29 protein-coding genes are annotated in these 21153 nt (G+C 48.7%); 8 read left to right on the top strand and 21 right to left on the bottom strand.

Features of this window, described 5'->3' with window-relative positions:
* Positions 1-10: 10 nt before the first annotated feature.
* The 8 genes from P771_RS18685 to pnp all read left to right on the top strand — a co-directional run bounded on the left by P771_RS18685 (position 11) and on the right by pnp (position 8058).
* Positions 11-247, top strand: coding sequence for a YlxR family protein (locus tag P771_RS18685; protein WP_084301785.1), 237 nt, complete (start codon positions 11-13; stop codon positions 245-247).
* The gene (infB, locus tag P771_RS0109060; protein ID WP_028574894.1) at positions 237-2852 is read left to right on the top strand and encodes a translation initiation factor IF-2; all 2616 of its coding nucleotides are present in this window, start codon (positions 237-239) and stop codon (positions 2850-2852) included. Before P771_RS18685 ends, infB begins: the two co-directional genes overlap by 11 nt.
* An 82-nt stretch (positions 2853-2934) precedes the next feature.
* Entirely contained in the window at positions 2935-3222 is a 288-nt protein-coding gene (locus P771_RS0109065; RefSeq protein ID WP_028574895.1) for a DUF503 domain-containing protein, read from the top strand.
* Position 3223: 1 nt separating this feature from the next.
* Entirely contained in the window at positions 3224-3550 is a 327-nt protein-coding gene (rbfA, locus tag P771_RS0109070) for a 30S ribosome-binding factor RbfA (RefSeq protein ID WP_028574896.1), read from the top strand.
* Complete coding sequence (locus tag P771_RS0109075; RefSeq protein ID WP_051617233.1) at positions 3537-4496, top strand: DHH family phosphoesterase; 960 nt, start codon at positions 3537-3539, stop codon at positions 4494-4496. The genes rbfA and P771_RS0109075 overlap by 14 nt, the downstream gene beginning before the upstream one ends.
* Positions 4493-5395, top strand: a complete 903-nt coding sequence (gene truB / locus P771_RS0109080) for a tRNA pseudouridine(55) synthase TruB (protein WP_035244163.1) — start codon at positions 4493-4495, stop codon at positions 5393-5395. Before P771_RS0109075 ends, truB begins: the two co-directional genes overlap by 4 nt.
* A 36-nt stretch (positions 5396-5431) precedes the next feature.
* Positions 5432-5695: a 30S ribosomal protein S15 gene (gene rpsO, locus P771_RS0109085; RefSeq protein ID WP_422614947.1), complete on the top strand. Its 264-nt coding sequence runs from the start codon at positions 5432-5434 to the stop codon at positions 5693-5695.
* A gap of 155 nt (positions 5696-5850) precedes the next feature.
* On the top strand, positions 5851-8058 hold the full coding sequence (gene pnp / locus P771_RS0109090; protein WP_028574900.1) for a polyribonucleotide nucleotidyltransferase: 2208 nt from the start codon (positions 5851-5853) through the stop codon (positions 8056-8058).
* A gap of 50 nt (positions 8059-8108) precedes the next feature.
* Here pnp and lipA read toward each other — a convergent pair whose 3' ends face one another.
* From lipA to rplX, 21 genes are all read right to left on the bottom strand, one after another.
* Positions 8109-8978 (bottom strand): lipoyl synthase, encoded by an 870-nt coding sequence (gene lipA, locus P771_RS0109095; RefSeq protein WP_028574901.1) that lies wholly within the window; start codon positions 8976-8978, stop codon positions 8109-8111.
* A gap of 18 nt (positions 8979-8996) precedes the next feature.
* On the bottom strand, positions 8997-9623 hold the full coding sequence (lipB, locus tag P771_RS0109100) for a lipoyl(octanoyl) transferase LipB (RefSeq protein ID WP_028574902.1): 627 nt from the start codon (positions 9621-9623) through the stop codon (positions 8997-8999).
* Entirely contained in the window at positions 9620-11161 is a 1542-nt protein-coding gene (locus P771_RS17070; RefSeq protein WP_051617234.1) for an ASKHA domain-containing protein, read from the bottom strand. The genes lipB and P771_RS17070 overlap by 4 nt, the downstream gene beginning before the upstream one ends.
* A gap of 62 nt (positions 11162-11223) precedes the next feature.
* Positions 11224-12135, bottom strand: a complete 912-nt coding sequence (locus P771_RS0109110) for a selenium metabolism-associated LysR family transcriptional regulator (RefSeq protein WP_028574903.1) — start codon at positions 12133-12135, stop codon at positions 11224-11226.
* Positions 12136-12234: 99 nt separating this feature from the next.
* Positions 12235-12873, bottom strand: coding sequence for a 50S ribosomal protein L17 (rplQ, locus tag P771_RS18690; RefSeq protein ID WP_084301787.1), 639 nt, complete (start codon positions 12871-12873; stop codon positions 12235-12237).
* A complete protein-coding gene (locus P771_RS0109120; RefSeq protein ID WP_028574904.1) occupies positions 12863-13906 on the bottom strand; it encodes a DNA-directed RNA polymerase subunit alpha in 1044 nt (347 codons plus the stop codon). Before P771_RS0109120 ends, rplQ begins: the two co-directional genes overlap by 11 nt.
* 63 nt (positions 13907-13969) lie before the next feature.
* A complete protein-coding gene (rpsD, locus tag P771_RS0109125) occupies positions 13970-14596 on the bottom strand; it encodes a 30S ribosomal protein S4 (RefSeq protein ID WP_028574905.1) in 627 nt (208 codons plus the stop codon).
* 16 nt (positions 14597-14612) lie between these two features.
* A complete protein-coding gene (rpsK, locus tag P771_RS0109130; protein ID WP_028574906.1) occupies positions 14613-15002 on the bottom strand; it encodes a 30S ribosomal protein S11 in 390 nt (129 codons plus the stop codon).
* A 16-nt stretch (positions 15003-15018) separates the two neighbouring features.
* On the bottom strand, positions 15019-15387 hold the full coding sequence (rpsM, locus tag P771_RS0109135; RefSeq protein WP_028574907.1) for a 30S ribosomal protein S13: 369 nt from the start codon (positions 15385-15387) through the stop codon (positions 15019-15021).
* Between the two features lie 15 nt (positions 15388-15402).
* Positions 15403-15516 carry a 50S ribosomal protein L36 gene (gene rpmJ / locus P771_RS18695; RefSeq protein WP_084301789.1) on the bottom strand — a complete coding sequence of 38 codons (114 nt, stop codon included), beginning with the start codon at positions 15514-15516 and terminating at the stop codon, positions 15403-15405.
* 21 nt (positions 15517-15537) lie between these two features.
* Positions 15538-16305, bottom strand: coding sequence for a type I methionyl aminopeptidase (gene map, locus P771_RS0109140; protein ID WP_028574908.1), 768 nt, complete (start codon positions 16303-16305; stop codon positions 15538-15540).
* A 3-nt stretch (positions 16306-16308) separates the two neighbouring features.
* Entirely contained in the window at positions 16309-17622 is a 1314-nt protein-coding gene (secY, locus tag P771_RS0109145) for a preprotein translocase subunit SecY (RefSeq protein WP_028574909.1), read from the bottom strand.
* Positions 17623-17631: 9 nt separating this feature from the next.
* Positions 17632-18078 carry a 50S ribosomal protein L15 gene (rplO, locus tag P771_RS0109150; protein ID WP_028574910.1) on the bottom strand — a complete coding sequence of 149 codons (447 nt, stop codon included), beginning with the start codon at positions 18076-18078 and terminating at the stop codon, positions 17632-17634.
* Positions 18078-18245: a 50S ribosomal protein L30 gene (gene rpmD, locus P771_RS0109155; protein WP_028574911.1), complete on the bottom strand. Its 168-nt coding sequence runs from the start codon at positions 18243-18245 to the stop codon at positions 18078-18080. The genes rplO and rpmD overlap by 1 nt, the downstream gene beginning before the upstream one ends.
* Before the next feature lie 24 nt (positions 18246-18269).
* Positions 18270-18764 carry a 30S ribosomal protein S5 gene (rpsE, locus tag P771_RS0109160; protein WP_028574912.1) on the bottom strand — a complete coding sequence of 165 codons (495 nt, stop codon included), beginning with the start codon at positions 18762-18764 and terminating at the stop codon, positions 18270-18272.
* Positions 18765-18774: 10 nt separating this feature from the next.
* Positions 18775-19125 carry a 50S ribosomal protein L18 gene (gene rplR / locus P771_RS0109165; RefSeq protein WP_035244166.1) on the bottom strand — a complete coding sequence of 117 codons (351 nt, stop codon included), beginning with the start codon at positions 19123-19125 and terminating at the stop codon, positions 18775-18777.
* Between the two features lie 11 nt (positions 19126-19136).
* Positions 19137-19673, bottom strand: coding sequence for a 50S ribosomal protein L6 (rplF, locus tag P771_RS0109170; RefSeq protein WP_028574914.1), 537 nt, complete (start codon positions 19671-19673; stop codon positions 19137-19139).
* Between the two features lie 9 nt (positions 19674-19682).
* Complete coding sequence (gene rpsH, locus P771_RS0109175; protein ID WP_028574915.1) at positions 19683-20066, bottom strand: 30S ribosomal protein S8; 384 nt, start codon at positions 20064-20066, stop codon at positions 19683-19685.
* 19 nt (positions 20067-20085) lie between these two features.
* The gene (locus tag P771_RS18700) at positions 20086-20271 is read right to left on the bottom strand and encodes a type Z 30S ribosomal protein S14 (RefSeq protein WP_084301791.1); all 186 of its coding nucleotides are present in this window, start codon (positions 20269-20271) and stop codon (positions 20086-20088) included.
* Between the two features lie 11 nt (positions 20272-20282).
* A complete protein-coding gene (rplE, locus tag P771_RS0109185) occupies positions 20283-20822 on the bottom strand; it encodes a 50S ribosomal protein L5 (RefSeq protein ID WP_028574916.1) in 540 nt (179 codons plus the stop codon).
* A 13-nt stretch (positions 20823-20835) separates the two neighbouring features.
* On the bottom strand, positions 20836-21147 hold the full coding sequence (gene rplX / locus P771_RS0109190) for a 50S ribosomal protein L24 (RefSeq protein WP_028574917.1): 312 nt from the start codon (positions 21145-21147) through the stop codon (positions 20836-20838).
* Positions 21148-21153 lie beyond the last annotated feature (6 nt).

The raw sequence follows: 21153 nt of genomic DNA on the forward strand, positions 1-21153 counted from the left end.
GCGGACTGTCATGAATAATCATGTTCCCATAAGGACATGCGTAATTTGCAGAAGAAAAAAACCGAAATCTATGCTTTTGAGATATGCCTGCCCTGGGGACTTAACCCAAGGGCTTGTGCCTGATCCTGACTGTACGATTCAGGCACGCGGATTTTACACATGCAGGGATTTGACCTGCGCGGAAAAGATTGCTGGATTCAGGGGATGGATTCGTAAGTGCAAGGGGGTAGCAAGTAATGTCGAATAAAACAAGAGTCAGGGAGCTTTCCCAAGAGCTGGGTATCTCCAATAAAGAGCTCATCCAGCTTCTCAGGGAGTTGAATATCTCGGTCAAGAGCCACATGAGCAGTCTGGAAGATGAGCAGGTGGCCATGGTCCGGGAAAAACACGCTTCAGCCTCTCTGGAAAAGGTTACCCAGAAGGTGGCCAAGACCGGTGTCATTGTCAGAAGAAGGAAAAAAGTTGTTGAAAAGAAGCCAGAACCAGCCCCTGAACCCCAAGAGGCTCAGAAAAAAGACGCTGAGCAGGTTGAGGTGAAGCCGGCAGCTCAGGTGGAGGGTGCTGATCCAGAACCAGTCAAAACTGCCCCCCAGGAAGAGCAAACCCCTGAAGCAGATACCAAGGTGGAATCCCCAGACAAAACCCCGGTAGCAGATGAATCCGTGCCTGAAGATCAACCCCTGGTCCTGGACCAGGAAAAAACTCCGGAAAAGAAAACCCTCAGAAAGTCCGGAAAAAAGCCTGCTGAAGCCAAGGTCAGGATCATATCCAAGCCTGAACCTGCACCTGAACCCCAAGAATCTGGATCTGCCTTGATCCAGGAACCTGTTATGCCAGCAACCCCGGCAGCAGCGGAAGAAGATGAGTCAAAAGACTCCAAGAAAAAGCGCAAAAAGAAAAAAGGCAAGAAAGACAAGCGGGTTGTGGACTTCAAGGAATATTACCAGGACAGCCAGGAATCCAAAAAGGCAGCCATAAGCTTCAAGAAAAAGAAATCCACAGCGGTGGCCGACAAGACCGGTGGAAAAGTCAAGCTGCTTAAAGAGAAAAAAGATAAACTTGAAGAACAAGCCAAGGCCCAGCAGCCGGTAAAGACTTCCAAGAAAAAAATCAAAATCGACGAGGCCATCCGGGTGGCCGATCTGGCCAAACAGATGGGCATCAAGGCTCAGGATCTCATCAAGACCCTCCTGGGGCTGGGGATCATGGCCACTATCAACCAGTCCGTTGACCTGGACACTGCGGCCATCATTGCAGCTGAATACGGCTATGAGGTGGAAAAAACTGGTTTTTCAGAAGAGGAATTCATACTCCCCAAAGAAAAAGATGAGGCCAAGGATCTCAAGCCCAGGTCTCCGGTGGTTACCATCATGGGGCACGTTGACCACGGCAAAACCTCACTGCTTGACGCTATCCGCAAATCCAAAATCGCTTCAGGCGAAGCCGGGGGGATTACTCAGCATATCGGGGCTTACTACGTGAGCACCCCAAGAGGAGATCTGGTCTTTCTGGACACTCCCGGCCATGAAGCGTTTACCGCCATGCGGGCCAGAGGAGCCCAGGTCACTGACATCGTCATCCTGGTAGTAGCGGCTGATGACGGAGTCATGGACCAGACCAGAGAGGCGGTCAACCACTCCAAAGCGGCCCAGGTCCCCATCGTGGTCGCTGTCAACAAGATGGACAAGGAAGGAGCCAATCCTGACCGGGTTAAACGTGAACTGGCCGAACTCGGTCTGGTGCCTGAGGAATGGGGCGGAGACACCATATATACCGAAGTTTCTGCCAAGAACAAGACTGGCATAGACGGACTGCTGGAATTGGTGGTCCTTCAATCCGAAGTCCTGGAACTCAAGGCCAATCCAGACAAAAATGCCATTGGGCACATTGTTGAGGCCAGGCTGGATAAAGGTCGGGGTGCCATCGGCACCCTGCTGGTTCAGGCCGGAACCCTGAAACAGGGAGACCCTTTTGTTTGCGGACTTTATCACGGTAAAGTCAGGGCCATGTTCAATGACAAGGGTCAGAAGATCAGCACGGCTGGACCCTCAACTCCGGTGGAAGTCCAGGGGTTTGAAGGCGTACCAGAGGCTGGAGATGAATTTGTGGTGGTCAAAGATGACAAGATCGCCCGAAAGATTGCAGATACCAGGCAAACCAAGCAAAGGGAAAAAGACCTGGCCAAAGAGTCCAAGATCACTCTGGAAAGCTTCCTTGCTTCCAAGGCTGACGGTGAAGTACTCAATCTCAACTTAGTTCTCAAGGCCGACGTTCAGGGCTCCCTTGAGGCCATCTCTGAAGCCCTGCATAAGCAATCCACAGATGCGGTCAAGATCAATATAATCCACGCTGGGGCAGGGGCTATTTCAGAGTCAGACATCCTGCTTGCTTCTGCTTCATCCGCCATTATCATCGGGTTCAATGTCCGGCCTACTGCCAGGGTAAAGGATGTGGCGGAACAGGAAAATGTGGAGATCAGATTTTATGACATTATCTACAACCTGGTCAACGACATCAAAGATGCCATGGCCGGGATGCTCGCGCCCATTATTAAGGAGCAGTACCTGGGCCAGGCTGAAGTACTCCAGACTTTCAGCGTCCCCAAGGTGGGAACGGTTGCAGGCTGCATGATCTCTGATGGCAAGCTTACCCGCAATGCCAAGGTCAGGCTTTTGAGGGACGGGGTCGTCATCTACACTGGCAAGCTGAGTTCCCTGAAAAGATTCAAGGAGGATGTCAAGGAAGTCACCAAGGGCTACGAATGTGGGGCCGGGCTTGAAAATTACAATGACCTCAAGATCGGAGACATAATTGAAGCCTTTGAAGAGGTGGAAGAAAAGGCAACTCTTTAATCTCCTGACTCCAACTGGTTAACTGCATTTCATTACTCCTTCCGGCTGGCCGGAGGGGTGATGAAGATAAAGCCAGAATATAATGCTCATAGGAATCTTACAAATAAACTTCCGGTTGCACGGGATAACATCCCTCAAGACCAAGAGAAAGATCAGCAATAGCCTCAAACAGAAGCTTAAAAACAAATTCAACGTGGCTGTTGCTGAAATAGGTTACCAGGACAACCTGAACCACCTGCAGATCGGAATGGTTACTCTGGCCAACCAGAAAAACAGGGTCGAAGAGATCCTGGGTAAGGCTCTGGCCATGGTAGAGGCTGTAAGTACCGATGAAATCATTGATGTAACCACCGATATTTTCGGAGCCTGATATGCGACGCTCATCAACAAGACGTTCATCAAGAATGGCTGACGAGATCATGCGTGAACTGGGCAGAGTTATTGTCCGGGAAACCCAGGATCCCCGGCTTGAGTTCTTGACCATTACCGGAGTCCGTCTGAACAAGGATTTCAGCATTGCTGAAATCCTTTACACTCATTACCAGGGCCAGTCCAAAGAACTGGATCAGAGTCTGGAAAAGGCTAAAGGTTTTTTCCGGACGGCTCTGGGCAAAAATCTCAAGCTGCGCTATGTACCTGAGCTGAGATTTGTATGGGATAGCTTTGTCCAAGAGATGGTGTACGATGGAAAGCCTTGATCGAATCGCCGAGATCCTTGAGTCAGAAGATGACTTTTTGATAACCTCACATGTCAACCCGGATGGCGATGCCGTGGGTTCCATGGCTGGGATTGGACACCTTCTGGCCAGACTGGGCAAAAGAATTTCCATTTTCTGCGAAAGCCCAGTCCCGGAAAAATTCAGCTGGGTGGATATGCCTGCCAAGGTCCAGCATGAGTATGAACCCGGCAGGCACTCTTGGATAATCATGCTTGATTGCGGAGACATCCAGCGCTCAGGCAGGATGATTCCCGGCAAAAACATTGAACCCATAATCAACATTGATCACCATTCAGGAAATCCCGGATTCGGAGCAATCAACTGGATAGATACTGCTTCATCATCTGTTGGAGAGATGGTGGGCCGTCTGGCCGACAGGCTGGGTATAGATCTGTCTGGTCCAATGGCTGAGGGAATATATCTGGCCCTGGTCTCAGACACAGGTTTTTTCAGCTTCGGCAATACCACTGACAAGGCCCTGGATCTTTCAGCCAGACTGGTACGCAACGGTATCAAGCCAGGTGAAATAAACCCCAGAATCCTGAACCAATGGACCATAGGCAGGCTCCATCTGCACGGCATGGCCATGCAAAGGGCCTCATTTCATCTAAACGGGCAGCTGGGTATTATCTCGGTTTCCAGAAAGATGCTGGAAGAGACCGGGGCCAGCCCGGACGACTGCGAAGGACTGGTCAATACTTTACGGAACGTCAAAACCGTAAGAGTTGCCGTATCCCTGCGCGAAGATGATCCGGGCAGGATCAAATTCAGCCTGCGTTCCAAAGGAGATATCAATGTGCAGGTCATGGCCGGGGAACTCGGCGGAGGCGGCCATAAAAATGCCTCCGGAGGTATATTAGAAGGCGACATGGACCAGGCCAGGCAGATGCTGCTCAATACTGTTTCCAGCCACCTCGCATCATGAATGACGGAATAATTATTATTAACAAGCCCCATGGCCCCACATCGGCTGACTGTCTGAACAGGATCAAAAGAAAATTCAGGATTAGAAAAATCGGACATGCAGGAACCCTGGATCCCATGGCCACCGGGGTGTTGGTGGTTCTCCTGGGGCAGGCCACCAAGCTGGCCGACTATATCATGGAGGGACAAAAAACTTACAAAGGGACCTTGCGGCTGGGTCTGGAAACAGATACCTACGACATTCAGGGCCAGGTCATTCAAGAATTTGACCTGTCCGGGATCACCAGGACCGATATTGCCAGAGAAATTGCCCAATGGGAAAACCAGACTTCCCAGGAGGTACCTCCGGTATCAGCAGCCAAACACAAGGGCAGGCCTCTTTATGCCCTGCAAAGGGCTGGACAAACGGTCCCGGTCAAGATTAAGAAAATAAGAGTTTTCAGGGCGGAGGCCATTGAAGTGGACATCCCCCTGACAAGTTTCCGGATTACCTGCTCAGCTGGCACCTATGTACGTTCCCTGGCCCACAGCCTGGGGAGACGACTTGGATGCGGAGCTGTGCTTACGGAATTAATCCGGGAACAAAGTCACCCCTTTGACCTGGACAAGGCCGTTGAACTGGATCTGCTGCTTAAAAGCGACAGCTGGCAGAAATTTTCCCTGCCCATCTCCAGAGCTCTGGCCCACTGGCCAAGGCTGGTTCTGGATCAGGAACTTCAGGAGTATGTCAGGAACGGCAGACCCTTGGATCCAGATCTTTTTCCAGGAGTTCAACCGGACAAAAACGGCATGGCCTTGATGACTTCCAAAGACGGAACACCGGAAGCTCTGGCCAGACTGGAACCCGGCAAGGGGGACAAACATGTGTGGACCGTGAAACGCGGTCTGTGGACCAATTAAATTCGACATTCTATCAAGGAGGATATCGCTGTGGTCATGAATCCCGATGAAAAGGCCAAGGTTATTGAGGAGTACAAAAAACACAACAACGACACTGGTTCGCCGGAAGTACAAATAGCCCTGCTGACCGAAAGGATCAAGTATCTTACTGATCACTTCAAGATGCACAAAAAGGACTTCCACTCCAGGACCGGGCTGCTCAAGTTAGTGGGCAGGAGAAGAAACCTGCTCAACTATCTTAAGAAAAAAGATATTGAAAGATATCGTGAGATCATTTCTCGTCTTGGCCTTAGAAAGTAACATCCGTTTCAGGCGCAGGTGGTCACGCCAAGAGCACCTGCGCCTTCCTCTGGTTCTGCCATTCTATCCGCACTGATGATCCGGATATGCACGGGGCTTGAATGCTCTGAGCTCAGGTCCCTCCAATTTTTTACAGTTTAAAGGAATACACAACAATGGAAAACAAATTTGAAACAATCAAGGTTAATGCATCTGCCGGTGACTGCGAAATTACATTTGAAACCGGCAAGATGGCCAATCAGGCTGACGGATCAGTCGTGGTCCAGAGCGGGGACACCATAGTTCTGGTTACAGCCGTTACCCAGCCCATGCAGAACGATCCCGGATACTTCCCATTGACCGTGAACTACCAGGAAATGTCCTATGCTTCCGGCAGGATACCCGGAGGATACTTCAAAAGAGAAATCGGTAGACCCAGTGACCGGGAAACCCTCACTTCCAGGCTTATAGACCGGCCCATCCGTCCTCTTTTTCCAGGCGAGTTCAGGCAGGAGGTACAGGTTATTGCTACGGTTCTTTCAGCTGATCCCCAGAACGATCCGGATATCCTGGCCATCAGCGGGGCCTCTGCAGCTCTGCATATCTCCAAGATCCCTTTTTCCGGCCCAATTGCAGGGGCCAGGATCGGGTATATTGATGGTGAGTTCGTTATCAATCCCAGTGAAAAGCTTCTGGAGCAGAGCGATTTAAACCTTGTTGTCGCAGCTACCAGGGATGGAGTAGTCATGGTGGAAGGTTTCACTGATTTTCTGCCGGAAAAATTGATTGCCGAAGCCATCAACTGGGGACAGAAACAAATCATGCCCATCATTGAGGCTCAGGAAAAACTGCGTGAAGTGTGTGGAAAAGAAAAGATACTGGTTGAGCCAAAGCCTGACAATGATCCTGTTCTTGAAAAAATGGTCTCTGATCTGGCTGCTGATGACCTTTCCAGGGTTCTTTTCATTCCATCCAAAATGGAACGCAAAGAAGCCAAAAGAGAAGTGATGAGCAGAGTTCAGGAATCCCTGGCCCAGAACTTGACTGAAGAACCGGAAAATCTGGTCAAAGCTCTTAAGATTCTCGAAGAGCTAGAAAAGAATATTGTCAGAGAAAAAATTCTTAGGACAAAAACCAGAATCGATGGGCGGGACCTGACAACAGTCAGGCCATTGACCATGGAAATCGGCATGCTGCCCAGGACTCATGGCTCTGCAATCTTTGCCAGAGGGGAAACCAAGTCCCTTTGTGTAACCACCCTTGGCAGCAGTTCCGATGAACAACGCATTGAAACCCTGGCTGGGGACAGCAGTAAGCGGTTCATGCTTCATTACAACTTTCCCCCTTATTGCGTTGGTGAGACTAAATTCCTGAGAGGACCTTCCAGAAGAGAAATTGGCCATGGTATGCTGGCTGAAAGGGCTTTGACCCCGGTCCTGCCTCAGGCTGAAGACTTTCCCTTTACTATCCGCATTGTTTCCGAGGTCCTGGAAAGCAATGGTTCTTCCTCCATGGCCACCGTATGCGGTGGCACATTATGCCTTATGGATGCTGGGGTACCAATTTCCGAGCCTGTTGCCGGGATAGCCATGGGGCTGATCAAAGAAGGAGAGGAATACCTGGTCCTCACAGACATCCTGGGTGATGAAGACCATCTTGGGGACATGGATTTCAAGATCGCAGGCACTTATGAAGGGGTCACTGCGGTTCAGATGGACATAAAGATCCCGGGGATACCCATGGAAGTGATGTACAAAGCCCTTGAACAGGCCAGCGCAGCTAAAAAAACCATTCTTGACTCCATGAACCAGGTCATTGACAAGCCCAGGTCCGAGCTTTCCAAATACGCTCCCAAAACAGAGGTAGTTTATGTGGATACGGACAAGATCAAGGACGTCATCGGGCCTTCAGGGAAAAACATCAAAGCCATTACCGCAGAAACTGGATCCTCCATTGACATTGAAGACTCCGGAAAAATAACCGTTTTTTCACCGACCCAGGAGATACTTGAAAAAACCAAGGAAATGATCCTGTTCTTCAATCAGAAAGCTGAGCTTGGCAAAGATTATGAGGGTGAAGTTAAAAGAATTCTTGACTTCGGTGCTGTGGTCGAAATCCTGCCCGGAGTTGACGGTCTGGTCCATATCTCTCAGCTTGACACCAAACGGGTGGAAAAAATCAGTGATGTGGTCAAAATTGGTGACACCATCAAGGTAAAGGTCATTGAGATTGGAGACCGGGGCAAGGTCCGTCTCAGCCGAATGGCGGTAATCATGGAGGAAAACGGAGAAAAATTCGACCTTGAATCAGCCGCCTTCAAGCCCGGGCCAAGGGGACGGGGTGGTGACAGCAGGAAGCCCAGGGGAGGCGGAAGAAACCGCTAAGCCTTTAGACCCATCAGGTCTTGTGCCGCTTATAAGCGGCACAAGACCGTTTAAATTGTTCCACAGGTCTGCTTGTCAGCGTGATAGCTGCTCCGGACAAAAGGACCGCAGAACATCTCAAGCCCTGCTTCCCGGCCTGCCCGTGCATAGTATGCAAATGTCTCCGGATCTACGTAGCGGTCCACAGGCCGATTCATCTTTGCAGGCCTCAAATACTGACCTATGGTCATGACCTGACCTCCGCAGGCCTGAACATCCTTGATCACTTCTAAGACTTGCTCATCCTTTTCTCCAAGACCCACCATCATTCCGGTTTTAACCCTGACCTGAGGCGCAAATTTTGCTGCCCGTTCTAAAATACCAAGGCTCAGCCTATAATCGGCATGAGGACGAACACTGGAATACAGATGCCGGACAGTTTCAATATTGTGTCCCAGCACGTCAGGACTGCTGTCCAGTACAGCATCCAAGGCCTCAGTGCTTCCCTGAAAATCCGGAATCAGGACTTCCAGGATTGAATCTGGATGATCTGCTCTAAGCCTCCTTAAAACCTTGACAAACTGTCTTGCCCCTCCATCAGCCAGATCGTCCCTGGTTACCGAGGTTATAACTATATGCTTGAGTCCCAGAACAGACACAGCCCTGGATATCCGTTCCGGTTCATCAGGACCGACAGGTTCGGGCCGTCCTTTTTCCACACTGCAGAACAGGCATCTTCTTGTGCAGCTGGGACCAAGAATCAAAAAGGTAGCCACTTTACGGCTGAAGCATTCAAAAATATTGGGGCACTTGGCACTCCTGCAGACAGTCTCCACATGCAATCTGTCAAGACTTTTCCTGACCCTGGCAAAATTGTCCGTTTCAGGCAGCTTTATCCTCAGCCAGTCAGGTTTTCCATCAACCTGTTCTTTATAGCTCATGGTTTGTCTATCCAATGCTTATTTCATAAAAATATTCTTCATGGCAGAGGCAGCATCATTTTTAACAGTGGCCATGTCCGGATGACAACTGTCAAGCTCCAGATGGACTGAAGTCGTCTTTCCCCCGCTCACCCCACAGGGGTTGATCAGCTCGAACAACTCCAGATCCCGGAAGATATTCAGGGCCAGACCATGATAGGTAGTCCATTTCTTTACGCCAATACCCGTAGATGCGATTTTGCGATCCTGAACAAAGACACCTGATCGGCCTTCTTTCCTGACAGCCTTAATTCCATAACAGGCAAGAGTAGTTATCACTGCCGACTCCAGGTTCAGGAAAAACTGTTTAAGTCCGCCGGGTTGTTTTTCAATTCTCAAAATGGGGTAGATCACCAGCTGACCAGGAAAATGACAGGTTATATCCCCTCCCCTGGATGTCTTGACCAGATCCACTCCCCTGGCCTGCAACTCCTTTTCAGTCACCAGCAGGTTGGCTGCAGTCCGGTTTCTGCCAAGGGTTATCACTGGATAATGCTCCAGCAGAAAGACCCGCTCCGCCCCCCCGTCAACTACCTCTTTAAGAGCCTCAAGCTGGATCTGGAAGGCTTCATTATAGTCCATCAGTCCAAGATCAATAAAAATCATCCAGCTGACCTGGTCCCTAATTCTGGATAATCAAAAATCATGTGCCTGGCGAAGCGACCGGCCAGATATTCTTCATCATCCGCCATATTGATACTTTCCACCCATTGACCAAGTCTTTGATTTTCCATCCTGAAATCGCCTCTCTTGGCCAAAAGGACCGCCCCCAGCAGGGAGGTGTTGCCGAGGATCTGGCATTTATGTGAGGTTCCAGAGGGAAAAAAGCCCAGAGTCTCCAGGTCGGCCGGGTCAGCATGTCTTCCCAGGTCGCCCCCGATACAGACTTTCTTAAGCATTTCCGGAGAAATGCCCGCCCTGGTACACAAAAAGGACAAACCCAGACTGAATGCGGCCTTGACCTTGAGAATCTCCTCAATATCCCTGGCCCCGAGAAAAAAATCACTGCCCAGCCATAACCTCCTGTCTCTGATCCCGGTTGACACTCTGCTGGCCAGAGGATTAACCGGGTTCTGAAAATGACCCTGGGCTGACAGAACCTTCAGCCTGAGCAGATGCGCAACTAAAGATATGTACCCGCTGCCCGACACCCGGCCCTTCCAGTCTTCAGGCAGGCCTAAACCATCTTTGGTCAGAACAAACCTGGCAGCCACACCCCTGGCATGGGGGCTGCCGAACCTGAGGCCGATACCTTCCAGAGCAGGACCCAGGGCCACGCTAGTGGCCAGTAAGCAGTCGGGCGAAAGGGCCAGAACAAGCTCACCATTGGTGCCAAGATCTGCAAACAGAAACGGATACTCGGGCCTGACGCACTGCAGAAGGTAAGTAAGCCCGGCACTGATATCAGCTCCAACAAAAGGTGAAAATAAAGCCGGGATATACGCCTGAATCGAGGTTCCGGCAAGCTTCTCCAGCTGGCCGGCCTTGTATTCCAGGGTGTAGGGGGCAGTGCTGAGTCCGGATATGTCCCGGCCTAAAAGCAAATAAATCATGGCCGGATTGCCGGTGATGCAGACATCATCTCCAAGATATCCTGCATTGTTCAGGATTGCGCCGATCTCACTTCTGATCAGCCCGGTCAAAAGGCCCATATTCTGACTGCTTTCACTGGCAAAGGATAACCTGGACATGACATCCGGACCGGCTCCCATCTGAGGATTGATTGTCTTTCCAGAAGTACCGCCACCACCAGAGTTAAATATTTTCCATTTTATGGACGTGGTGCCGATGTCAATGCCAGCTCCAGCAGCACTATCCAAAATGTCCGGGACTGGCTCTTCCTCCTGCTTCTGAGGAAAAACTTCAATATGCTGGCCTGTTCCAGGAAAATGTGAGCAGGCCAGACGCATTCCCTGGCGGATTTGCCAGGGGGAAAAGAAATCCAGATCCTTGGATGTCGGAGCTGGGGAGCTGCTTCTGAACAGAACCTGGCACTTCCCGCAGTTTCCAATGCCTGAACACAGGGCAACGCCTGAGTAATAACCATGGACAAACAGGTTCAGGGCCAGAGTCCTGCCTGGGTCGAATGTGTGGGTTTCAGATTGTGCCCCACTGCTGACATGAACCTTGACCAATTCTACCATCTGATCGAATTCAAAATATTAATGAAAAAATGCAATGACCGGCCAACCAGGGTAGGCTCATTTTAAAACTTATAACCATTATCTCTGATATGACTTTTGATATTGTCAATAAGGATATTGGCGCAGGTGAAAAGGGTTCGGCGCTTGTGCCTGATAATATAAAAATTTCTCTTGATATTCAGACCCTTGACATCAAGAGAGACCAGCTCTCCGGATTCAAGGTGCTTTTTTACAGCCAACCGCGATGTTACTCCTGCTCCGACTCCGGCCAGAACGCACCTGACCAGGGCTTCAGTGGACTGAACCATGGTTGAGGTCTTGAGTTCCTGCAGAGATATGCCGCAATCAATCATGGAATTTTCAAAGGCCTGTCTGGTTCCAGAACCCTTTTCCCGCAAAACCCAGGGGATGGTCTTCAAATCCTCAGGCCGGATCTGCCCACTAATATTAAGCTTCATTTCCGGGCTGACCACGACATCAAGCAGATCACGCATGAGCAGACCATGTTCAAGGTCAAAATGGTCGGCAAAGCCACCAACCATTCCAAAGTCCAGCTCACCTGCAAGCACATCCTGACAGACTTTGATTGAGTCCCCTACACGGAGATCAATACAGACTTCAGGATATTTTTTTCTGAAGTCAGCAATGACCGATGGCAAAAGATAGTTCGAGGGAATGGTACTCCCTCCTACAACAACCTGTCCGCAGACCTGGTTTTTGAGATCATGGATGTCGGCCTTGGTCTCCTCAAGCATCCTGAACATCCTTTGCACGCCACTGTAAAGGACCTGGCCAGCCTGAGTCGGCATCACGGTCCGTCCAATCCTGTCAAAAAGCTTCACCCCAAGCTGATCTTCGAGGCTCAGAACATGAGTGCTGATGGTTGGCTGAGAAAGAAAAAGATCTTTGCCAGCCTTGGAAAAGCTCTGTAAATCATAAACTCTGGCAAATGCCTGCAGCTTTCTGAAATCCATTGGTCATTCCTTGTATTTGAGTCAAAGCTATGCCTACCATAGCTAAAATCAATAGATAAGTGCAAAAAAAGGGAGAGGACTAGCCTCTCCCGGATTTATTTATTTTTTTTCCTGATCCTGGTCTTTTTCAGACTCTGCAGGAATATCTGCCGGTTCATCCTGGGGGTCGGCAGCAGGTATATCCTGTTCAGAAGTCTCAGCTGAAACAGTATCTTCAGGGTCAGGCTGTTTTTCTCCTGCATCTGCTTCTACACCAGCTTCTGGCTGTGGCTCAACAGTCTCAGACTGAACTGGTGCATCCTGCTCTTCTACGGACTTATCTGCTGCAGGCAAAATGGCCTTATCAGGCTTTGGGTCTGAAGAAAGTGCTTGTTCAGCCCCAAGGTAGGTAAACTCAATCAGGGCCATAGCCGCGTTGTCACCTACTCTGGGCGTGGCAAACTTAACGATCCTGGTATATCCGCCACCTGCTCCGTTGAATTTAGGGCCGATTTCATTAAAAAGCCTCTGCACAAGGCCGTGATTTCCAAGGACCTTATATGCCTGACGCCTGGCGCTGAGGTCATTTCGAACCGCCAAGGTGACAAGCCGGTCAACTATCTTGGAAAGTTCCTTGGCCTTGGGGGTGGTAGTCTTTATTCTTTCATGCACTATCAGGGACTTGGCCATATTCCTAAACATGGCTTTCCTGTGCTCCCAGGTACGTCCGAGTTTCTTGCCGGATTTTCTATGTCTCATCGTCCTCTTTCCTCTTTTGCCATTCTTGATATTTTTGCTCGAAATTATCTATGGGGGTGTCAAAGCCAAACCCCATATTTTCAATAACCCGTCTGATGTCTTCCAGCGACTTGCGTCCAAAGTTTTTGGTCCTTAAAAGGTCGTTTTCCGACTTTTGAACGAGTTCGCCAACCAGACGGATTCCAGCGTTACGCAGGCAATTACTGGCCCGCACAGGAAGTTCTAGTTCTTCAATGGTCTTAAACAGATTGGGATCGAGTTCTTCCTCATTCTTGGAACTGGTCACACACACATCAGTCTCGTTTTCATCGAAATTAATGAATACGGACAGCTGATCCTTCAAGATTTTCGCACTGTAGGCCAGGGCATCATCAGGCTGTAAAGATCCGTCCGTCCAAATTTCAAGAATCAGCTTGTCATAGTTGGTCATCTGTCCGACTCTGGCCTGTTCAACAGTATATGCAACTTTTTTAATAGGCGAAAAAGAAGAATCCAGGTTGATCAGTCCGATCTCATCACTGACCGGCTCATGCATCTCAGCCGGGACATAGCCTTTGCCCATGCGCACTTCAATATCAATGACCAGATCAAAATCCTCGGTCATAGTTGCTATATGCTGGTCAGGATTCAGTATTACAACATTCTGATTTGCTTTGATGGCTGCGGCAGTCACCTCACCCTTGCTATTGGCAATGAGTTGAATCCGCTGAGGCTCATCCGTGGTCATGGCAAACCTGACCTGCTTGAGGTTAAGTACTATATCTGTAATATCCTCAACTACGCCCTGAATAGTCGTGAACTCATGCTGCGCATTCTGTATCTTGATGGCTACAATGGCTGCACCCTGCAGAGATGAAAGCAGGACCCGCCGGAGAGCATTTCCGAGAGTCGTGCCGAAACCCCTTTCAAGGGGTTCACAAACAAACTTACCATAATCACCCTGTGATTTGGCATCCCTGACCAGCTGCTCGGGCTTAACCAGATTTGACCAGTTTCGCGTATTGATAAGTTTGTCACTTGCTTGAATTATCATTTCAGCACCTTTGATCTATAAAAAATCTTTGCTGGGCCGGATCAAAATCCGGCCCGAGAAGGATTACTTGGAGTAAAGCTCAACTATGAGCTGCTCATTGATGGGGAAGGTGATATCGTCGCGTACAGGCAGGGCCTTAATGGAGCCCTTAAATTCACTGCCATCCACTTCAACCCAGCCTGGCGCACCCCTGCGGGCAAGGACATCCTGAGCATCCTGGATAACGGGAATCTTCCTGCTTTTTTCAGCTACGGTCACAGTATCACCGATCTTGAGAATAAAAGACGGAATGTTCACCCGACGACCATTGACCAGGATATGTCCGTGTCTTACCAGCTGTCTGGCCTGTGTCCTGGAATGGGCAAAACCAACCCTGTAGACTACATTATCAAGTCTTCTCTCAAGAATGGTCAAAAGGTTTTCACCTGTAGCGCCTTTTCTGGAGTCAGCCAGTTCAAAATATTTCCGAAACTGCCCTTCCAGTAAACCATACATCTTGCGGACCTTCTGCTTCTCTCTGAGCTGCAGGGCGTAGTCACTGGACTTTTTTCGAGCCCGACCATGCTCTCCCGGAGGATAAGCTCTTCGATCATAAGCACACTTATCAGTATAACAGCGATCGCCCTTGAGAAAAAGCTTTGTTCCCTCTCTGCGGCAGATTCTGCACTTGGATTCAGTATATCTGGCCAATTTTCATACCTCCTGATTAAACTCTGCGCCGTTTGGGGGGGCGGCACCCATTGTGGGGTATCGGTGTTATGTCCCGGATAAAGGAAACCTTAAACCCGGCAATATTGATCGCTCTCATGGCAGATTCACGGCCTGATCCTGGGCCCTTAACAAGTATTCCTACTGTCTTCATTCCATTGTCCTGGGCAAGCTTGGCTGCTGTTTCAGCAGCTTTCTGAGCGGCAAAGGGAGTGCCCTTTCTGGATCCTTTAAATCCTGACATGCCAGAGCTGGCCCAGCTGACCACATTACCACTCATGTCGGTAAAAGTGATCATGGTATTATTGAAGGTAGCATTGATATGCACAATCCCGGTAGGGATATTCTTTTTCTCTTTTTTCTTCTTGGTCTTTTTAGGCTTAGCCATCTACGCTCTCCAGTACTTACTTCTTTTTCTTAATGGTGGTTCTTCGGGGACCTTTTCTGGTGCGGGCATTGGTATGAGTCCTCTGACCGCGAGCAGGCAGAGACCTCCTGTGTCTCAGTCCACGATAGCAGCCAATATCCATCAGTCTTTTGATGTTGGCGGTCACTTCGCGGCGAAGATCACCTTCAACTTTATACTTGCTCTCCAGTTCATTACGAATGACGTTCACCTCTTCAGGTGACAGATCATCTGTACTTTTGGTCCAGTCAATACCGGTTGAGTCCAGGATCTTAAGCGATGTGGTTCTGCCGATACCATAGATATAAGTTAGAGCTATACCTATCTTCTTTCTCTTGGGCAAATCAACTCCAGCTATACGTGCCATTTTTTCCTCACTAACCTATCCTTGCCTTTGTTTATGACGCGGGTTTTCACAGATTATTCTTAACACACCCCTGCGCCTGATTATTTTGCACTTGGCGCACATCTTTTTAACTGATGGTCTTACCTTCATGATATCTATTCCCCCGAAAACCTAGTTAGACGTACTTAAAACTTCCGGCCCGTCCTTGGTAACAGCGACAGTATGCTCAAAATGAGCCGACAGGCTGTTGTCCTTGGTTTTGGCCGTCCATCTGTCCGGCATGATAACCACCTGGTCGCTTCCAAGAGACAGCATGGGCTCAATGGCCAGAACCATTCCTTTTTTCAACTTAATTCTGGATGCACCCTTGGGAACAAAATTGGGCAGCTCTGGTTTTTCATGCAGGCTGGCACCGATTCCATGACCGACAAATCTCTTGATTATTGAACAGTTGTTGGCCTTGGCGTGCTTTTCAATGGCAAAGGAAATATCGTACAGGTCATTGCCTGGGTGAGCCTCTTCAATCCCTTTGTACAGAGCTTCTCTTGTCACATCCATAAGCCTCTGGGCTTCTTCTGACACATCCCCGACTGAAAAGGTCCGGGCTGAGTCACCAAAAAAACCCTTATGCTGAACCCCCATGTCTATACTCAGAATATCTCCATTCTCGAGTCGACTGGTGGTCGGAAAACCGTGCACAATCACTTCGTTCAATGAACAACACAGGGTATAAGGAAATCCTTGATAACCTTTAAAAGCTGGCTTGACCTTGTATTCAAGGCACATTTCATTGGCCAGCTCTTCAAGTTCCATTGTGCTGATTCCAGGTCTGATTTTTTGTTCAATCCGGTCAAGAATCTGAGACACAATAGTGTTGGCCTCTCTGAGCAGGCCGATTTCATAATCGTTCTTAATGAATATTCCGCGTATCTTCTTCAAAAACTAACGTCTTCCCTTGATTCTGGTCTTGGTTAAAAGTCCTTCATAATGTCTTGAAATCAAGTGAGATTGAAACTGAGCCATGGTATCCATGGCAACAGCAACGACAATCAGCAAGGCAGTGCCTCCATAGTAGAAAGGTACGTTAAACTCCTTGATCATAAATACCGGCAGCACACACACCAAAGACATGTATATAGCACCTGAAAAGGTCAGTCTGGACAGGACCTTATCAATATATTCCTTGGTCTTGAGGCCTGGCCTGATACCGGGTATGAATCCACCCTGTTTCTTCAAATTCTCGGCTATGTCTTTGGGATCAAATATTATGGCCGTATAAAAAAAGCAGAAAAAGACTATCAGGGCCACAAAAAACAGATTGTACACCAGTGAGTCAGGCATCAAGTTGTTTGAGATCACATTAAGCCAGTCTGCCTGAGAAAAGCTGGCAATCGTTGCAGGAAACATCAGTATTGATGAGGCAAAGATAGCCGGAATAACTCCAGCAGTGTTCAGCTTAAGGGGCAGATGACTGGTCTGTCCACCGTACATCTTGCGTCCCATCATCCGCTTGGCATAGTGAATAGGCAGCCTACGCTGAGCCCTTTCAACATAAACTATGGCCAAAAGAACTCCAACAATGATGGCCAGGATAAAAAGGGCCACAAACAGAGTCACCTCTCCGGCAGACAGCAGCTGAAAAGAGTTGGACAAAGCACCTGGCAGACCAGCAACAATCCCTGCAAAAATTATCAGAGAGATACCATTGCCTAGTCCCCTGGCTGTTATGCGCTCTCCAAGCCACATAATAAAGATGGTGCCCGATGTCAGGGTCAGGATGGTTGTCAGCCTGAATCCCCAGCCCGGATCAACAACAATGGAGGCTCCTGTGGGACTGGTCATGTTCTCAAGACCAATGGAAATCCCGACTCCCTGGACAAGGGTGATCATTACTGTACCATACCTGGTCCACTGGGTAATTTTTTTCCTGCCTGCCTCACCTTCCTCCTTTTTCCACTTGGACAGGGTCGGACTGACCACTGTCAGGAGCTGCATAATAATGGATGCAGAAATGTAAGGCATAATGCCCAGGGCAAAAATCGAAAAATTCTTCAGGCCGCCGCCGGCAAACATGTCAAAGAGCCCGAACAGGGTATTCTGAGCGCTTCCAAAAAAATCAGAAAGGGCTTCTCCGTCCACTCCGGGCAAAGGAATATGTACTCCGATCCTGTACACACCCAGCAATAAAAGGGTAAAAAGGACCTTATTCCTCAACTCCTTAAGTCCGGATTCTCCTGGTTGCTTGCCTTGTTTCACCACTTGAACTTATCCTTCCAGAGCTACTGCGGTTCCGCCTGCATCGGCAATTTTTTGAGCAGCTGTTTTACTGAACCTGTGCGCAGTAACTTTAACGGAAAAATTGACTTCACCCTGTCCAAGGATCTTTACAGCCTGATTCTTCTGGCACAGACCACTGGCATAGATATCTTCCAGGGACACCTCAGAGGCACCGTCAAATTTTTCAGCTATCCTTTCCAGGTTCACCACTGCATACTCGACTCGAAAAGGATTCTTAAATCCTCTCTTGGGCAGCCTTCGCTGCAAGGGCATCTGCCCGCCCTCAAACCCGGCAGGGATGCTGGCACCGGCCCGGGATCTCTGTCCCTTATGGCCTTTGCCGCTGGTTTTACCAAGGCCGCTGGCTTCACCACGTCCAAGTCTTTTCCTGGGCTTGGTTTCTTCATGGAATGGGTGCAGTTCGTGCAAATTCATTACTTGATTACCTCTACAAATTTTTCAACCTTGGTTATCATTCCAGCCACACAGGGGTTCTCAGCAACGTCAATTACCTGATTGGTCTTCCTGAACCCCAAAGCCTTCAAGGTCCTTTTCTGATCAGGCTTCAGCCCTATGCTGCTCTTTTTCAACTTTATTTTCATTTCAGGACTCCCAATGGTGTTAAACTATCTGGCTGCAGCGTACTCTACGCTTTTGCCCCGAAGTTCAGAGACTGTTTCAGGATCAGTAAGAGTCTTAAGCCCCTCAATGGTGGCCTTAACAACATTGTGCGGATTATTGGTACCAATGGCTTTGGTAAGGATATTTTTAACCCCGACCGCTTCCATTGCAGCCCTTACTGGACCACCTGCTATTATGCCGGTACCCGTGCTGGCAGGCTTGAGAAGAACTCTGGCTGCTCCATAAGCTCCTGTAACCTGAAAAGGAATAGTCGAACCCGCTATGGTGACATTAACCATGTTTTTTTTGGCTTTGTCAGTGGCCTTGCGGATGGCATCCGGAACCTGATTGGCCTTGCCAAGGCCGTAGCCAACGCTGCCTTTACCATCGCCGACAACGACCAGAGCGCTGAACCTGAACCGTCTGCCGCCCTTAACAACCTTGGCCACCCGGTTTAGATGCACAATCTTTTCAATGAGTTCCAAATCATTCTGCTGCATGAATTACCTCTTAGAATTTTAATCCCATTTCCCTGGCACCTTCTGCCAGTGCCTTGATCCGGCCATGGTAAAAGTATCCGTTTCGATCAAAGACAACAGTTTCGATATTTTGACTTTTTGCCTTTTCACCGATCATTTTGCCGACTGTCTTGGCAGTTTCAAGGTTAAGCCGTGATCCACCGTCAATGTTGAGTGATGAAAAGGAAGCCAGGGTTACTGCCTTTTCGTCGTTAACAATTTGGGCATAAATGTGCTTGTTGGACCTGAAGACAACAAGCCTGGGTCTGGACTCAGTACCGTTGATTTTCTTCCGGATCCGGTACTTTCTTTTTAGTCTGGACTGTCTTTTACTGATTTTCATGGCATTACCTGCTATTTACCACCGGATTTACCGGCTTTGCGTCTGATTTGTTCGTTTTCATACTTGATTCCTTTGCCCTTGTAAGGCTCAGGAGGACGAATCCTGCGTATGACCGCAGCCAGTTCACCGACTTCCTGCTTGTCTATGCCGCTTAAAGTTATCTTGTTCTTGTCAACTTTGGCATTAACGCTCTTGGGCAGATCAATCTTCACCGGATGAGAAAATCCAACGTTCAAGACAATTGTCTTTCCCTGAAGATCAACTTTGTAGCCGACTCCAACAACCTCCAAAGTCTTTTCAAAGCCTTTGGAAACACCTACTACTGCATTATTGACCAAGGACCTGCGAAGTCCCCACTGCTCTCTGGCAATCCTGGTGTTATCAAGTTTGTCCAGCTGAATTATATTCCCTTCAACTGCCAGTTTAATCTTGGGATGAAGGTCAACCATGAGTTCGCCCTTGGGTCCTTTGATCCTGACCTGGCTCGTCTCTGTCTTGACCTCTACTCCTGCAGGTATGCTAATGGGCTCTTTTCCTATTCGTGACATTTTAATAACCTACCATATTTCACAAATGAGCTCACCGCCCACGTTCTGTTTATGAGCTTCACCACCCTCAAGCACTCCCTTGGAGGTGGACAAAATACATATCCCCAAGCCGTTACGGACTGCAGGAATCTCACTGACCGGAACATAAACCTTTCGACCGGGCTTACTGATCCTTTTCATTCCCTTAACAACAGGTCTGCTGCCTTTGTATTTAAGATCTACAACTATACTGCTGTCTTCAATCTTATAATCAGAGATAAAACCTTCGTTAGCCATAATTTCAACAATGGAAATCTTGGCCTTGCTGAAGGGAATATTCACACTTTGATGCAGGGCCATCTGGCCGTTTCGGATACGTGTAAGCATGTCCGCAATGGGATCTACAACTGGCATTGTCTACCTCTCTGGAATTCTACCAACTTGATTTACGTACGCCTGGCAGTTCACCAGCCAGGGACATGTTTCTGAAACAAATCCTGCATATGCCGAATCTTCTCATGAAAGCTCTGGGCCTGCCGCAGATGGGACATCTATTATACTTACGTGATGAAAACTTGGGTTTCCGCTGGGCTTTCACCATTAATGATGTTCTAGTCAAGGTGGTCCTCCTTACTTTTTAAACGGCATGCCCAGTAGGGTGAGCAGGGTTTTTCCTTCCTTATCTGTCTCAGCGGAAGTCACTATAGTTATGTTCATCCCTTTGGGCCTTTCAATCTTATCCAGGCTTATTTCCGGAAAAATTGTATGTTCTTTGATACCCATGGTGAAATTACCCCTTCCATCAAATCCCCGATCCGGGACTCCCCTGAAGTCCCTTACTCTGGGCAGGGCTACATTGAGCAATTTATCCAGAAAGGCCCACATTCTTTCTCTTCGGAGGGTGACGAAACAGCCTACTGGCATTCCCTCTCTGAGCTTAAATGCAGCAATGGATTTTTTAGCCCTGGATATGACAGCCTTTTGGCCGGCGATAAGTGTAAGCTCAGCAACAGCATCCTGGATCAGCTTGTTGTTCTGGCTTCCCTCACCAAGCCCCATGTTCAGGTTAACCTTACTGACTCCAGGAATCTGCATGGGGGACTTGTAGTTAAACTCTTTAAGCAGTTTGGGAGAAATATCTTCCCTGTATATCTTTTCCAGCCTGATCATGATCTAAACCTCATTAGAAGTTTTCATCGCACTTTTTGCAGTAACGAATTTTTTTCCCGTCTTCGGTGAATCTGTAGCCAATCTTTGTTGGATTGGCGCAGGCATCGCACACTACTCTAACATTAGAGACATGGACCGGAGATTCAATTTCCTTGATACCTCCCTGCTCCTGCTTGTACGGGTTGGGCTTTACGTGCCTTTTGACCTTATTTAGACCCTCAACTAGCACTTTATTGTCATTGCTTAAGATCTTGACCACCTTTCCGATCTTGGACTTATCCTTGCCGGAAACAATCATGACCTTGTCGTTTTGTCTGATTTTCATACTAAT

Origin of the sequence: Desulfonatronovibrio hydrogenovorans DSM 9292 (genome assembly GCF_000686525.1) — a bacterium.
Classification (GTDB): Bacteria; Desulfobacterota; Desulfovibrionia; order Desulfovibrionales; family Desulfonatronovibrionaceae; genus Desulfonatronovibrio; species Desulfonatronovibrio hydrogenovorans.